The sequence below is a fragment of the Quyinboa sediminis genome (assembly GCF_042219855.1).
Taxonomy (GTDB): domain Bacteria; phylum Bacteroidota; class Bacteroidia; order Bacteroidales; family UBA5342; genus JBHJHP01.
This window is the reverse complement of sequence record NZ_JBHJHP010000007.1, coordinates 101,765-117,887: the sequence shown is the minus strand read 5'-3', so window position 1 is coordinate 117,887 and position 16,123 is coordinate 101,765. Positions and strand designations below refer to the sequence as shown.

6 protein-coding genes are annotated in these 16,123 nt (G+C 40.2%); 4 read left to right on the top strand and 2 right to left on the bottom strand.

Going from position 1 to position 16,123, the window contains the following annotated elements; translation table 11 throughout:
* Window positions 1-15: 15 nt before the first annotated feature.
* Window positions 16-1,878 carry a membrane protein insertase YidC gene (gene yidC, locus ACE1EF_RS16055; protein ID WP_375721707.1) on the bottom strand — a complete coding sequence of 621 codons (1,863 nt, stop codon included), beginning with the start codon at window positions 1,876-1,878 and terminating at the stop codon, window positions 16-18.
* Between the two features lie 9 nt (window positions 1,879-1,887).
* Window positions 1,888-3,489: a CTP synthase gene (locus ACE1EF_RS16050; RefSeq protein WP_375721706.1), complete on the bottom strand. Its 1,602-nt coding sequence runs from the start codon at window positions 3,487-3,489 to the stop codon at window positions 1,888-1,890.
* Between the two features lie 315 nt (window positions 3,490-3,804).
* Between ACE1EF_RS16050 and ACE1EF_RS16045 the strand changes: the two genes are divergently transcribed.
* The 4 genes from ACE1EF_RS16045 (at window position 3,805) to ACE1EF_RS16030 (ending at window position 15,864) form a co-directional block, all read left to right on the top strand.
* A complete protein-coding gene (locus ACE1EF_RS16045) occupies window positions 3,805-6,567 on the top strand; it encodes a glycoside hydrolase family 78 protein (protein ID WP_375721705.1) in 2,763 nt (920 codons plus the stop codon).
* A 25-nt stretch (window positions 6,568-6,592) separates the two neighbouring features.
* A complete protein-coding gene (locus ACE1EF_RS16040; protein ID WP_375721704.1) occupies window positions 6,593-7,519 on the top strand; it encodes a dihydrodipicolinate synthase family protein in 927 nt (308 codons plus the stop codon).
* A 25-nt stretch (window positions 7,520-7,544) separates the two neighbouring features.
* Entirely contained in the window at window positions 7,545-9,029 is a 1,485-nt protein-coding gene (locus ACE1EF_RS16035) for a sodium:solute symporter family protein (RefSeq protein WP_375721703.1), read from the top strand.
* A gap of 604 nt (window positions 9,030-9,633) precedes the next feature.
* Window positions 9,634-15,864 (top strand): LamG-like jellyroll fold domain-containing protein, encoded by a 6,231-nt coding sequence (locus ACE1EF_RS16030; RefSeq protein WP_375721702.1) that lies wholly within the window; start codon window positions 9,634-9,636, stop codon window positions 15,862-15,864.
* Window positions 15,865-16,123 lie beyond the last annotated feature (259 nt).

Genomic DNA, 16,123 nt, shown 5'->3' with positions numbered 1-16,123 from the left:
AAACAATTAATTTAATTACCTTTTTTTGTTTTTCGCGTTCTGACGAATCTGCGCCTGCTGTTGTTTTTGCATTCTGTCCAGTCTTTCCTGGAATTTCGATTTTTTGGCCGGTTTCTTTTTATTGGCTTCCAGCTTTGCCAGAAGTGCATCTTCGTCAACGAACCGCCTCATAATGTAAGTCTGGCCTACTGTTATCAATGTTGATAAGAAATAATAGTAGCTCAAACCAGCAGAATAATTATTAAAAAAGAACAGGAACATAACCGGCATCAGATACATCATGGTTTTCATACCAGGCATCTGGTTTGTTGATGCGGTCATTTCCGAGTTTATTCTCGTGTAAAACACATTCACAATAGCCATTAGCAGGGTAAATAAGCTGACGTGGTTACCGTAAATATTGGACAGGACAGGAATATATTTATCCCACGATAAAATTGAGTCGTATGACGCAAGGTCCTTTGCCCAGAGAAAACTTTCCTGACGTAATTCAATAGAAGCAGGAAAGAAGTAAAACATTGCCACTAATATAGGAAATTGAAAGACCATTGGCAAACATCCGCCCATCGGACTTACGCCAACTTTACGGTAAAGTGCCATGGTTGCCTGCTGGCGTTCCATAGCTTTGTCCTTTGGAATCTTTTTATTTATCTCATCAATCTGTGGTTTCAGTACCCGCATCTTCGCTGTTGAAATGTAAGATTTAAAGGTGAACGGGAAAATAATCAGTTTAATGAAAACGGTAAGGATCAGAATAATAATACCATAATTGGCGATGTGGTTATTCAGGATATTAAATACGTTAATGACAACATATTTATTAAACCAGCTTACAACAGGCCAGCCGAGGTTTACAACCTTTTGCAGATCATATCCGGTCTTTTGTAAGGTTTTATAATGGTTCGGCCCAAAATAGTATTTAAAGTTAATATCCTGATCAACAGGAATGGAAAGATCCGACGTCATATTGAAAAGATAGCCCTCTACATTCTCAAGTTTTTCGAGATTTACATTGGCTGATGTAAAGAAATTATCTGCTATTAAAACAGAAGAGAAAAACTGGTCCTTGTAACCCACCCATTTTACACGGGTTGTCAGAGTTTCTTCTGATGATTTGTTTCCTGAGATATGTTCCACATCATCCTGATAATATTTGTAATATAATCCGGAATATCTGCGTTCAAAATCGGCACCTTTTTCATTCTGACGCATGAACACCTGCCAGTGCAGATCAAAACTACTGACAGAACGGGGTAGAATTTTATCTACACCGTTGACTTTGAAATTGTAGTTGACAAGATAATCATCAGGTGCCAGAGTGTAGATATTGCTTATGGTACGGCCATCACCCAGATCGGCGGTTAAAACTATTTTTTGGGTTCCATCAGTGGATGTATTGTTTTCAGCAACCTTAAAATATATATCTTTTGTTGAGATTTGCCGGTTAGACTGCGTAAAAAAGCTGAATCCGAATTCTGAATCATCACCGTCGAATAAAACAAGTGGCTTTTTGTCGTAGGTCAGGTAGTCTTTCAGAACAACAGAGTATACACGTCCACCTAATGTAGACAGCTTGATATCGAGGTATTTGTTTTCGAGTGTGATAAATTCTTCTTCACCTTTCATCACAGGCGCAAATTCTCCGTACATTTCTGAAGTGCTTGCCTGGGGATGATTTTCGTCAAGTGAATCTTTTTGTTCCGGAAAAACAGCTTCAGAAGTAGTATTCAAACGTTGCTGTTCCTGCTGTACCTGGGCGATTGAATCACGCTGCTGCTGTATCCTGTCCAGTTCCTCCTGCGATGGCTTATTATAAAAGTAAAATGCAACTAATATTAATCCAATTAAACTGAATCCAATTAAATTATTTCTATCCATGATTTTTGATTATTCTTCTTTGATTGCTGCTTTAATAAAACCTTTGAAAAGCGGGTGCGGGTTGACAACCGTGCTACGGTATTCCGGGTGGAACTGTACCCCGACAAACCATTTATGTTCGGGTAATTCAACAATTTCCACCAGGTCAGTATCCGGGTTGATCCCAACTGCTTTCATGCCATTGTTCTCAAAAGCTTCAAGAAATTCGCTGTTAAATTCGTATCTGTGTCTGTGTCTTTCATAAATTGTGGATTCACCGTAAACTTCATGAACCTTACTGCCGTGAAGCAGGCTGCATTCATAAGCGCCCAAGCGCATGGTACCTCCCATTTCAGAAACCCCTTTTTGTTCTTCCATCAGGTCAATAACCGCATGCTTGGTGTTGTAATCCATTTCGGTGGAATTGGCGTCCTCATACTTCAGTACGTTGCGGGCAAATTCAATGACGGCACATTGCATCCCGAGACAAATACCAAGGAACGGGATATTGTTTTCACGGGCATACTTACAGGCCATAATTTTACCTTCTATGCCTCTGTGTCCGAAACCAGGTGCTACCAGGATACCATCCATACCTTTCAGCATTTCATCCAGGTTACTGTCGTTCAGCTTTTCCGAATGGATGAGTTCCAGTTTTAATTTGCGATCGTTGTACGCTGCGGCATGAATCAGTGATTCAATAATGGATTTGTAGGCATCTGCCAGTTCAACATATTTACCTACCAGTCCTATTTTAACTGTTTTCTGTGCTTTTTTAAGCTTGGTTAAAAACGCTTTCCATTCTTTAAGTTTTGCGACTCCTTCTGAAGGCAGACCCAGTTTCTCGAGTACTGTTGTATCAAGTCCCTCTTCCTGCATTTTTACCGGAACCTCATAAATGGTAGGTACATCAATGCTCTGAATGACCGATTTCTGATCGACATTACAAAACAGGGAAACCTTACGTCTGATGTCCGGTGTCAGTTCATGTTCTGTGCGCAATACCAGAATATCGGGTTGAACCCCTTCTTCCAGCAACGCTTTTACAGAATGCTGGGTTGGTTTTGTTTTTAACTCTCCGGATGCTGCCAGGTAAGGAACATAAGTCAGATGGATTACCAGGCTGTTTTTTCCCAGCTCCCAACGCAACTGACGGACAGATTCTATATATGGAAGAGACTCTATATCACCTACTGTTCCTCCGATTTCTGTGATGACAAAATCAAATTGCTTTTTACTTCCGAGTAACTTGATATTGCGTTTTATTTCATCCGTGATATGCGGAATGATTTGTACTGTTTTGCCCAGAAAATCTCCGCGGCGTTCTTTGTTGATGACATTCTGATAAACCCGACCTGTGGTAATATTATTTGCCTGCGTGGTCGATACATTTAAAAAGCGTTCGTAATGTCCCAGATCGAGATCGGTTTCAGCCCCATCAACCGTAACATAACATTCTCCGTGCTCATAAGGATTCAATGTTCCCGGATCAACATTTATATATGGATCCAGTTTTTGAATGGTAACTTTATACCCTCTTGCCTGTAATAATTTACCTAATGATGCAGAAATAATGCCCTTGCCGAGTGAAGAAGTAACACCCCCTGTGACAAAAATGTATTTTGTATCCACTTTAAACTTATGTTTCTTGTTAAAATTCGTTTCGTTTTAAAGTGCACAAAAATAGTAATAAAAACCGAATTAAGCGGTTGGATTTTTTAGTATTACATATCGGGATTAATTTATATTGATTTTAACCTTTTTCTCTGTCTGCTATTGGAGGGACTTCAGACTTCCGGTAGTGGAATCTGTCAGATAAAGTAAAAAATATGAAAACGTTTTCATATCTTTAAAGATGTTATTAAATTTGCATCTGTATCAATTTACAGATTGATAGTTAAGGTTTTAAAATTGATGTAAAAATCCACAACTGCTAACTGATATTCCATGGAAATCCGATATAAAAAACTATTTTTCATATTTAGTCTGACCTTCTGGTTTTGCCTGTCTGCAATGGGTTCGGTGAAAACACAGGAACTGCGATGTGAATTGCTTAAAAATCCACTTGGAATAGATACTCCGAATCCACGTTTAAGCTGGAAGATTCAGTCGGATGAACATGGGGTTTTTCAGAAATCGTATCACATACTGGTTGCCTCGTCAATTGAAAACCTTGATAATAATATTGGTGATCTTTGGGATTCCGGTGAAGTGGATTCAGATCAGTCACACCTGGTGCCTTACGGGGGCAAAGAATTAAAAAGCAGGACGGATTGTTTCTGGAAAGTGAAAACGGTAACCAGTAATGGGGAGTCAGGCTGGAGTGAGACAGCATACTGGAGCATGGGCTTTTTATACTATAAAGACTGGTATGGAAGATGGATCGGATTCGACCGTACCTTCCCCTGGGATGACGACACCTTTCATTCCCGTTTATCAGCCCGTTATTTGCGCAAAGAATTTAAAGCAGACAAAACTGTGAAAAAGGCCAGGGCTTATCTGATGGGACTTGGCTTGTATGAACTTTATATAAACGGAGACAAAATAGGGGATTGTGTATTGGCTCCTGTTCCAACGGATTATCATCAGAATATAAAATACAATGTGTATGATGTTACATCGGCATTGAAAAAGGGAGATAATGCTCTGGGAGTAATTCTGGGTAATGGCCGCTATCATACCATGCGTCAACACTATAAGCCGTATAAAATAAAGAATTTCGGTTTTCCGAAGCTTTTAATGCAACTTGAGATTGAATTCACCGACGGGTCAAAACAAATTATTAAGACTGACAACTCATGGAAAGGCACAGCAAACGGGCCCTTACTGACAAATAATGAATATGACGGGGAGGAGTATGATGCCCGGATGGAAATGCCCGGATGGAATACTGTGGGTTTTGAAGACAGTAGTTGGTTACAGGTGGAATATGTGGATCAGCCGGATGGAAGATACGAGGCACAGATGACTCCGAATATGAAAGTAATGGAGTACATCAAACCTGTTGGGATGCATAAAATATCAGATGAAACCTATGTACTGGATATGGGTCAGAACATGGTGGGATGGCTCAGGTTAAAGGTCCGTGGAAAAGCCGGTGATAAGGTGAAAATGCGTTTTTCGGAAATTCTGAACAGTGACGGTGGAATTGCCACGGAGAATCTTCGCGATGCTCAGGCTACAGATGTATATACCCTGAAAGGTGAAGGCACAGAAGAATGGTCGCCTCGATTTATCTATCATGGGTTCAGGTATGTAGAGATTACCGGTTATCCCGGAATTCCAACAACAGATGATTTTACAGGTGAAGTTGTGTATGATAATATGGCAGTGTCGGGAACATTTGAAACCTCCAATCCGCTGATTAACCGGATTTATGAAAATGCAACCTGGAGCATAAAGGGAAATTACAAAGGTATGCCGGTTGACTGCCCGCAACGGAACGAGCGTCAGCCATGGCTTGGAGACCGTTCAACGGGTTGTTATGGTGAAAGTTTTGTATATGATAACGCAACACTGTATTCAAAATGGGTGGATGATATTGCTTATGCTCAGAAAGGAGAAGGCACAATTCCTGATGTGGCACCTGCCTTTTGGCGTTATTACAGTGATAATATGACCTGGCCCGGAACATATCTGATGGTAGCTGAAATGCTGTACAGGCAGTATGGTGATATCCAACCTTTGAAGACACATTATGCTTCAATGAAAAAATGGATGGACTACATGCAGGACCGTTACATGACCGAAGACTTTATAATGACTAAAGACAGTTATGGCGATTGGTGTGCACCACCTGCAACCATTGAAGAGGGCAGAGGTAAAAGTGCCAATGTGAAACATCCGAGTGAACTGATTTCAACAGCGTACTTATATTATTATGCCGGATTAATGCGAAAATTTGCAGAACAAACCGGATGCAACACAGATGCGGATTATTATGCAGCACTTTCCGAAAAGGTTAAGGTTGGATTTAACAAAAAGTTCTTTAACCCGCTACAAAAGGGTTATGGTGATAATACCTTAACCTGTAATCTGCTTGCCTTGCAATTTGGCTTGGTTCCTGAACCTGATAAAGAAGCTGTTTTAGGTACGGTTGTCGATATCATCGTAAAAAAGAATAATGGCCATTTAAGTACAGGTTTAATAGGAACACAATGGTTGATGCGGACATTGACGGAAAATGGTGAAATAGATCTGGCTTACCGGATTGCGACGGCCAAATCGTATCCCGGTTGGGGATATATGGTGGAAAACGGGGCAACAACAATATGGGAATTATGGAATGGTAATACTGCAGCACCCAATATGAATTCCTATAATCACGTAATGATGCTGGGTGATCTGATTATCTGGTATTATGAGAATCTGGCTGGAATAAAGTCCGATCCTGAAAATCCGGGTTTTAAGCACATTATTATGAAGCCGGAAATTCCGGTAGGACTGGACCATGTAAAAGCAGCTTACGAATCACCATATGGCAGTATAGAAAGTAGCTGGGAGAAAAGTAAGCATCGCTTTTCCTGGCAAATTTCAATACCTGCAAACACTATGGCAAAAGTATGTGTGCCGGCTAAATCACTTGGTTCGGTTAAAGAAAGTGGTGTAAAGGTTACGGAATCAGAATACATTAAAGTACTTGAATTCGAAAATGGCCGGGCTTTACTTGAGCTTGGTTCAGGATCCTATGTTTTTAGCTCTTCGCTGTAATTTGATAATAAAACTGAAATAGAATATGATACCAAATTTTAAGATTCCGTTGCGGGGTATTGTTCCCCCATTGGTTACCCCCCTTCTCGATAATAATACGCTGGATGTTGAGGGTTTGGAGCGGCTTGTGGAACGGGTTATTGCTGGCGGAGTACATGGCGTTTTTATTCTTGGAACCACAGGTGAATTCGCAAGCTTATCGTATAAATTAAGGGAAGATTTAATTAAGCTGACATGCCACTTTGTTAATGGCAGAATTCCTGTTCTTGTGGGGATTTCAGATTCTGCTTTTACCGAAAGCCTGAATCTGGCAAAAAAAGCAGCTCAGTATGGTGCAGATGCCGTGGTTATTACACCTCCCTATTATTTTGAAGCAAGCCAACCGGAACTTCTGGAATATCTGGAGCGGATAATGAAGCAGATGCCACTTCCGTTGTTTATTTACAATATGCCGGTTCATACCAAGGTAATGTTTGCACCACAGACCGTGCGTTCAGCGGCAGATATTCCCGGAATCATCGGAATGAAGGACAGTTCAGCTAACCTGGCTTATTTTAATCAGATTAACTTTTTACTGAAAGACAGGCCTGATTTTACATTTATGGTTGGCCCTGAAGAGTTGACATCGCAGTTTGTACTGCTAGGAGGACATGGAGGTGTGAATGGTGGCGCCAACATGTTTCCGAAACTTTATGTGGATATTTACAATGCTTCTGTTGAAAAAGACTTTGACAGGATTTTATTATTGCAGGAGAAAGTTATGCGGATCAGTACATCGGTTTACAGCGTTGGCAAATACGGTTCAAGTTACCTTAAGGGATTAAAATGTGCCCTGAATGTATTGGGCGTTTGCAGTGATTTTATGGCTGAACCTTTCCATCGTTTTAAAGCACCGGAACGCGAGAGAATTATTTTGGCTCTTGAGGAGCTGAATTACAAAACATTGGTGTAAACGATGTGGTAATAAGGGAGGTATTATGAGTAAATTAGATGTTTTCATTTTTATAGCCTATTTATTGGGTATTGTCTTATTTGGTCTGTCTTTTTACCGCAAAAACAAAACGTCATCATCATTTACACTTGGAAATAACAACCTGCCATCCTGGGTCATCTCTCTGTCAATTTTTGCAACATTTGTCAGCAGTATCAGTTACCTGGCCTTGCCGGGACAGGCTTTTCTCAGCAACTGGAATGCATTTGCATTCAGTCTCTCTATACCCTTTGCCTCGTTTATGGCAGTAAAGTTTTTTGTTCCGCTCTACCGGTCTGTTAACAGTCCTTCTGCTTATACATATCTGGAACAACGTTTTGGCCCCTGGGCAAAAACATACGTTTCGGTCATGTATCTGTTGACCCAATTGATGCGGGCCGGCACCATCCTGTTTTTACTTGGTATATTATTGCATACACTCCTGGACTGGAATATATCAACCATAATAATTGTTACAGGTTTTAGTGTGATGATTTATTCTCTGCTGGGAGGAATACAGGCTGTTGTCTGGACAGATGCCATTCAGGCCATCATATTAATAGCCGGAGCTGTGGTGACTGTAATTACCATCATGGTAAAAATGCCTGAAGGGCCATGGCAGATCTTCGAAATAGCATCTTTACATGATAAATTCAGCCTGGGAAGTTTTGGGTTAAGCCTTAAAGACTCTACGTTCTGGGTTGTATTGATTTATGGTATTTTTATAAATCTGCAGAATTACGGGATTGATCAGAATTATATACAACGCTATATGACATCCGGTTCCGATAAAGCAGCAAAAAAATCAGCGTTGTTTGGCGGTTTATTATATGTGCCGGTATCTGCGCTTTTCTTTTTTATCGGAACGGCTCTTTTTGCCTTTTACAAGGCCAGTCCCGGCTTACTTCCGGAAGGTATCCAGGCAGATAAGGTATTCCCGAATTTTATTGTGAACCAGTTGCCTGTTGGGTTGACAGGATTTCTGATTGCTTCTGTTTTTGCAGCAGGAATGAGTACGATCTCAACCAGTATAAACAGTTCGGCCACAGTGATACTGACAGATTTCTTTAATATTTCAGAGGATAAATCTGAGCATAATAAAAAATCCATGAGGGTATTGTATCTCTCTTCTCTTGTTTTCAGTGTGCTGGGTATTGGTGTAGCGGTTGCAATGATAAATGTACAAAGTGCCCTTGAGGCCTGGTGGAAGCTGGCATCCATTTTCAGCGGAGGTATGCTGGGATTGTTCCTCTTGGGCTTTATGTCGAAACGGGTGACAAATTCAACCGCCATTATTGGTGTTATTGCAGGTGTTGTTATTATTGCCTGGATGAGTCTTTCTCCCATAATCTTTCCCGGAACGGGTCTGGAATCTTTAATCAGTCCTTTCCATAGTTATCTGTCCATTGTCTTTGGAACAATCGTCATTTTTATTACCGGATTTATGTTTAGTATTCTTCGTTTTACGGCCAGAAAACAGAAGATGCAGTGATGTGATTGAAGTCATTTACATGGCATATTTGTGAAAACGATATCATTTGAAGCAGTAAAACTTATTTTTTAAAGAGGCCGTATAAACTGTGTTTTCAGAAAATTCCTGCCGTATTAAAAATATGTTTTGTAATATATTATTGTCGAATAATTTATATTTTAAGTTTCCGTTTTTTATCCGAATTTAAAGTTTCTTAACATTATAATAGTCAATAAATCAGAATTATAGGCTTATTGTGTGGTGTTGAATATATTAAATTGCTGAGCATCATAATATAATGGTAATGTAAAGTAAATATTGCAGGTGCTGAATAGCAGGGTATAAATTTGTTTTTTTTTATGGAAACGTTTACATTTGAAAAGTTTTTCCTTTGGTAAAACGTGTAAATCCAATTGATGACATCAGGTTTTTTGTGAAGGTATTGAGCTTGCTGAAATATTCTAAAAAATTAATAAAGAGGAGATTAAAGGAAAAGATAAATGTGAAACAGGCTGCATTTTAGCAGGTTGTTCAATTGATGTGGTAAACAAGAAGATTAAAATCCCGAATAATAATTGCTAATATATTATTGATTAATCCAATTTCTAACTAAAATTTAGTGCATATGAAGAAAATCGACATCAAATTGTATGTTATGGCTTGTATGCTTCTGGTATCAAGCCTGGGTTTTGGTCAGTTAAAATTTGGAGATAAATCAACAGTTGGACAAACCCTTACGCTGGATAATGCGTTAGGTGTTGCTACACTTGATTTAACTTTTAATACTGACAAATCCCTGAGTTCAATAGTTTTAAATGCAGACAGCGCTGCTGTTGGTAAAGACTATTACAACATTAGCATTTCAAAATGCCAGAATAATAAAGGCTTTGGGGTTGATGTTTATGATGAAAGTGATCAGGCTATTGTAAATGATGATTTTCGTTGTCGTCTGGGACGCATGTCAACGTCAAACGAAAATCCGGTTCGTGTTGCCAGCATTGATTCTCTGGTATCTATATTGGATGCCTATGCTGTAAATGATGCTGCTACATCAACTTCTAGACAAAAGCCGGCACATTGCTTATTTGATCTGGCGGATGATAATCAGGCCTTTGGCGCCTGGCCCGGCAAGTACAAAAAGGTAAAGTATGGATTCAATGTAAAATTCAGTGGTCAGTCACTTGATACTGATATTACATTTAGCATCGATACCTATGATGAAGGAAATACCGGTTCAACAGCGTCCTATTCACTTACCGTGCTAATTGCCGGAGTGGACACTGTTACAATTGACGATTATTATGTTACAGGCACAGGAGTGAAAAATGTATCGCTCGCAGCTGATGCTGGTTTTGGCCCTGGTGATTTTACAGGACAAAATGTATTCTGGTATCTGGAAACAACTGGTACTGGAACACCTGTTGCAGATGATTCTTTTGATCCTGTAATTGTATTTGATAATTTGAAAATTGTATATAATTCTCCTGCATGGATTCAGCCAGCTGCCGGAATTGAGGTAAATTCATTCCAGAATTCTCTTTTAAGGGGTGAAGCCGGCGTAGAAACTACGTTTGCTGTTCCGATTCAGACAAAAAACAGAATGGCTGCTTTAACCATTGTGAACGATCTTTATCTTAACGGAGATGGTCTTGAGCGTCCATATACGCTGGTAGATCCGGGCGCATTGAAGGCCAATGATGGCAGTGGTAACTACACAGTAGATGTAGATTATACGCTTGAACCTTCAACTTTTGATGCTGGATCAGGAAAATGGAGTGATGCAAAAATTACAGTTGCGGCACCTCCCTCAGGCGTGGTAAACGATGATATGATGTTATTCTTCAAGGCAACACCTGTTGCAGGAGAAGAGCTGATATCCAGATTTGAGCTGGATAACGGAACACGTATTTTCTACGATGTCAGTGTTATTGAGAAAACCTTTGCGTTAATGCATTCTTATACTTTTGAAGATGCAGACACCGTAATCGACGTTGTTGGTGATCTGAATGGAACTTTACATGGCAGCAAAATTACTGTCGCCGATGGTAAAGCTACTGTTTCAGGAGCAACAGCAAGTACAGATGGTTATATCTCACTGGATGCTGATGCACTCGATTTAAAATCCTACAGTGCGGTAACACTTGAAGCTTACCTGGAAACAGGAGAAGCATTGAACGGTTCTTATTCTATGTTGGCTTACTTCGGTAATAATACAGGAGGTAACAAATGTTTCTGGATTCAGCCTACAAGAAACGGAAATGAAACCCGTATTGAAACAAATAATGGTAGTACCACAGCAACGGCTGCATTGAGTGGTTATGAACTTGATGATGGGAAAATGCATCATGTTGTTGCATCTTTGTCAGCTACAGCTTTAAAATACTATATTGATGGGGATTTAGTTGCCTCGGCAGCCTTAGATGCGGATTATGTATCGACACTGGATACCGTAATCGCTAATATTTTCAAAGGTCCTAATGGTTGGGGTGATCCAAACTATAATGTATCTCTGGATGAATTTAATATTTATGATGGTGTAATGGACGATGCTTTAATATCAAGCAGAGCTCTTGAGTATATTGCTGCTTCCAATTCACAATTGTCTGGATTAACTGTAGATGCTGGTGCTATTGCTCCGTCATTTAATCCGATGGTTCATTCATATTATCTTGCCTTACCTGACGGTACAACTACACTTAATGTTGATGCAGTTGCTAAAGCTTCCGGTTCAACCGTTACAGGTACCGGTTCGGCCGATGTATCCTCAGGAAGTGGTGTAATTGAGATTCAGGTGGTTTCCGAAGATGAAAATGATACAACTGTATACAGTATTGTTTACGGACAGCTGGAACTGATGCATGCATACAACTTTGAGAATCCTGATTCAGTAATGGATGTTGTAGGTACTTTAGGTGGAACAAGAGAAGGAAATGCAACTATTGAAAACGGACAGCTGGTATTAGATGAAGCTGGTGACTGGGTATCATTCGATGGTGCTGCCCTGGATCTTAACAGCTATCCGGCTATTACCATGGAATACGTGTACACTTCTGCTGTTGGTGCCAATGATGACCACTGGAACTGGTCTGCTTATTTCGGTGGTAATGGTGGCTCTAATTGTACGATGACTGCATTTAATACCTGGGGTCAAATCAGATTCTGGAAAGATAACAGCAGTGCCAGAGGCGTTGTAACAAATCAACTGGATGATGGTAAACCTCACCATGTGGTAACAGTGGTAAGCAATAATATCGTCAAACTATATGTTGACGGTGCATTAATCGGTACAAAAGAAGGTGTTGGTAACCTTGTAATTGGTACTGAAAATGCGATGCTTGGTAGAGCTTACTGGAATGATCCTACATGGATGGGAACCATCGATGAATTCAATATCTATTCCGGAATGATGGATGATGCTATGGTAGCTGAGCAGGCTAAGTTTGCACTGAATACAACTGTAGCATATGTAACCGAGGATAAGGTTATGGATGCAACAGCAACGCAACCGGACAACGATCCTATTATTCAGATGTTGAAAAATGATCCGAATGTATGGGTTGATGTGATGACAGTTGCTAATGATGCAGTTCTTGACCTGTCAAGATATGATGTGGTTGTTGGTCAGGAACCATTTGGTTCATCATCAGCAATCTGGAAAAGAGGTGGTACTTTAGGTATGGGTAGTCTTACTGTGCCTCATATCATAAATAAAGTCTACACAATGAAGGATGGCCGAGGATTCCAGGATGGAGCTGCCGGTAGTGGTGGTGAACAGGCTGGTGATTATTACCTGCATGTTGATCCTGCAAAACAGTCCAGTCCATTGTTTAACGGTTTGACCTTCGAAGGTGATTCTGTTCAGATTTTCCTGAATGGATACAAAGATGATGGTGGAGCTGATGATGCTTATCATAAAGGTCTACAATACGCTGTGGATGTTGTACTGAGTCCTGATACTACATTAATGGCTCTTTCAACAATGGCTCCCGCCAATGCTACTGTAGGTATCAATTACCTTGGCGTTGGTGATGTAATTGGTTCAGAAACAATGCAGGCACCGATGATTACAATGGGTATGAACTTTGGTGCAATAAGTGCTGCCGGTGGTGATAACATAACTGAAGCAGGTCTCACTTTGTGGAGAAATGCAATATATATGTTAGCAGGTCTTGAAGTTCCTGCTGAAGCTGTAAGCAAGAGCATTGAAGTTGAAGTTGATGTTGCAGCGGCTGTAATGAAGGGCTCAGATGGTAATGCATATCAGTTTACTGTACCTTCAGGAACTACTGCTATTGACTTAGACGTGAACGTTGTTAATGGTAAGGATGCTGTTATCCCAACAATTAGTGGATTAAGCGACGGACAGGATGCAGAATACGAATTGAAAGTATTTGCACCGGTTGGAACAGATTCTATGGTTTACAAAGTTTATGTTCATGTTCAGTCCGAAGGTGAAATACTGTATTGTTCAGCATCAAACGGAGTATATGCAACAGCAAAAGCCTACGATACTAATGTATATGATGCATTGGTTGAAGGCGGTTATTCTGTGACATTTGCTAAAAAAGGTTCTATATTCGAATGGACACCGGATGGTATCAACGCATTCGATTATACACCTTACGCAGGAATGGTTATCGGCGGTGGCGAAAGTTCATCTAATGTGAACGATTATGCTAAGCGTAATTATCCGATTCCTTGTGTAAGCATGCAGAACGACGGACCTAAGAATAACAAGTGGGGCTGGGTAAATGATAAGAAAGCTGAAGAGTTTGCCAAGTTCAGTGATTTCACTGTTGAAACAGCTCAAATGAAGATCCTTAATAACACGCATCCTATTACTGCAGGTTATGATATGGATCAGCTGATAACCTGGTCTGATGGTACACCTGATTCAGCAGACTGGCCAAAAGAGGTTAAGTCATATAATCTGATGGACAGCGTTCCGGATGCAATACCTCTGGCAACATTTAATGAAGAATCACTTTATCCTACAATGTGGGCTGTTCCTAAGGGATCAGAGGTTCGTTCAATGAATGGTGACTATGACACATATGAACATGTAACAACTGCAAGTAATGTAGTCTTGCTGTATGCATTCAACGATGGATTATTGTATATGACGGATGAATTCAAGCCATTGTTGCTGAATTCCCTGGATTGGGCAATTAACTCTATCCCTCTTACACTGAAACATTCATATCCATTTGATGATGGTACCGCAGTTGATGTAATTGCCGGAGCTGATGGTGTTTTACAGGGTGATGCTACAGTTGCTGACGGTGTGGTAACACTTTCAGGAACAGGTTTTGTTTCATTACCGGGTAAAGAAATCAATGTACCGGAATACGGACAACTTTCTGTTGAAGCAGTCTTCACACAGGCAGCCGGACTTGATGGCTTTACAGTTCTTTACAACTTCGGTGAAACAAGTGGTACAATTGGTGCTAACTATTTCATCTGTCAGCCAACAAGAAATGATGGTGATCAGAGCAGGGCATCTGTTTCCTGTCTGAATACAACAGATCCATGGCTCACAGAGAATGGTGTTATGGGTAATGAGATCAAGGATGCAGAAACACATCATGTTGTAACTATACTGACGCATTCAGCGATTAAATATTATCTTGATGGTGTATTGGTTGGTACTGATGCATTAACAGGCAATAACTCACTCGCGAATATCAGTTCTGATACAGCCTACATTGGTAAGTCGGTTTATTCCGGAGATCCACTGTGGCAGGGTTCAGTTGATATTGTAAACATCTATCAGGGTGAAATGGATGCAGCTAAGGTAGCAGAAAGAGCCGCTGAATTATTGCCAGGTCCGAAGAAGGTAGCTTATGTTACTGAATCGAAAACTATGGCAGAAACAGCAACTCAGCCAGATAATGATCCAATTGTTACCATGTTAATGAAAGATGATAACTTCGTGGTTGATACATGGCTTGTTGCCAACGATTCTGTATTTGACCTGTCAGGATACGATGTGGTAATTGGTCAGGAACCATTTGGTTCTTCATCAGCCATCTGGAAACGTGATGGATCATTAGGAATGGGAAGCCTTACTGTACCTCATATCATCAATAAGGTTTATGCTATGAAAGCAGGCAGAGGATTTGCAACCGGTGCATCTGGCAGTGGTGGTGAGCAGGCCAGCGATTTCTATCTGCATGTTGACCCGGCAAATCAGGCTAATGATCTGTTCAAAGGTCTTACATTTGTTGGTGATTCTATCCGCATCTTCCTTGAAGGATTTGCAGATGATGGTAGTGCCGATGGCGAACATTTCAAAGGCTTACAGTATGCAACAGATGTCATGTTTAACCCGGCCAATTCAGCACTGGCTATGTCAACAAAAGCACCGGCTAATGCAACAGTCGGAATCAACTACCTGGCAACAGGCGATTCTATTGGTTCTGAAGAGATGCAGGCACCGATGATTACCATGGCAATGAATTATGGTGCAATTTGTGGTAACAGTGGTAAAAACATTACAGCTGCAGGTTTAACGATCTGGAGAAATGCAGTATATATGCTTGCCGGATTACCGGTACCTGAAGAAGCATATACATCTGTTTCAAAAGTTAGAAATGATGCTGTATCTGTGTCAGTTTATCCTAACCCTGCACGCGATGTTGTAAACATCAGCTTCGGTCTTGACCGGAAAGCAGCAGTTAGCTTATCTGTATACTCCGTTTCAGGACAGTTGGTAGAATTGAGAGATGATAAACTCTACGAAAGTGGAGAACACAAACTCACAGTTAATACATCTGAAATGAAAGCCGGTTTATATATCTATAAACTGAATATTGGTGAAGAATCCGCAACCGGAATCTTAAGTATTACTAAATAAATTTTAACTAAATGGGGGACGCTCTGCGTTCCCCATTTTTAAACATTTTCTTTAAAAGTTTTATTTCTTTACTCTTTAATTGAATTTTACCTCTGCAAAAGGATGTTTTGGTTCATTGCAGGTTTAAAAAATAAAATAATGACGCATAAGGAATTTTAATTCAGTAAGATATACAGTCATATTATACTTTTCAAACATGCATAACAGAAACCAGGGAGATATTTTTAGTTTGGAGTAAAAAATAAAATCCTGTAAATTG

Bases quoted from the DNA above. Each gene is read 5' to 3' on its own strand.
- yidC (WP_375721707.1), bottom strand. From the start codon at position 1,878: ATGGATAGAAATAATTTAATTGGATTCAGTTTAATTGGATTAATATTA.
- ACE1EF_RS16045 (WP_375721705.1), top strand. From the start codon at position 3,805: ATGGAAATCCGATATAAAAAACTATTTTTCATATTTAGTCTGACCTTC.
- ACE1EF_RS16040 (WP_375721704.1), top strand. From the start codon at position 6,593: ATGATACCAAATTTTAAGATTCCGTTGCGGGGTATTGTTCCCCCATTG.
- ACE1EF_RS16035 (WP_375721703.1), top strand. From the start codon at position 7,545: ATGAGTAAATTAGATGTTTTCATTTTTATAGCCTATTTATTGGGTATT.
- ACE1EF_RS16030 (WP_375721702.1), top strand. From the start codon at position 9,634: ATGAAGAAAATCGACATCAAATTGTATGTTATGGCTTGTATGCTTCTG.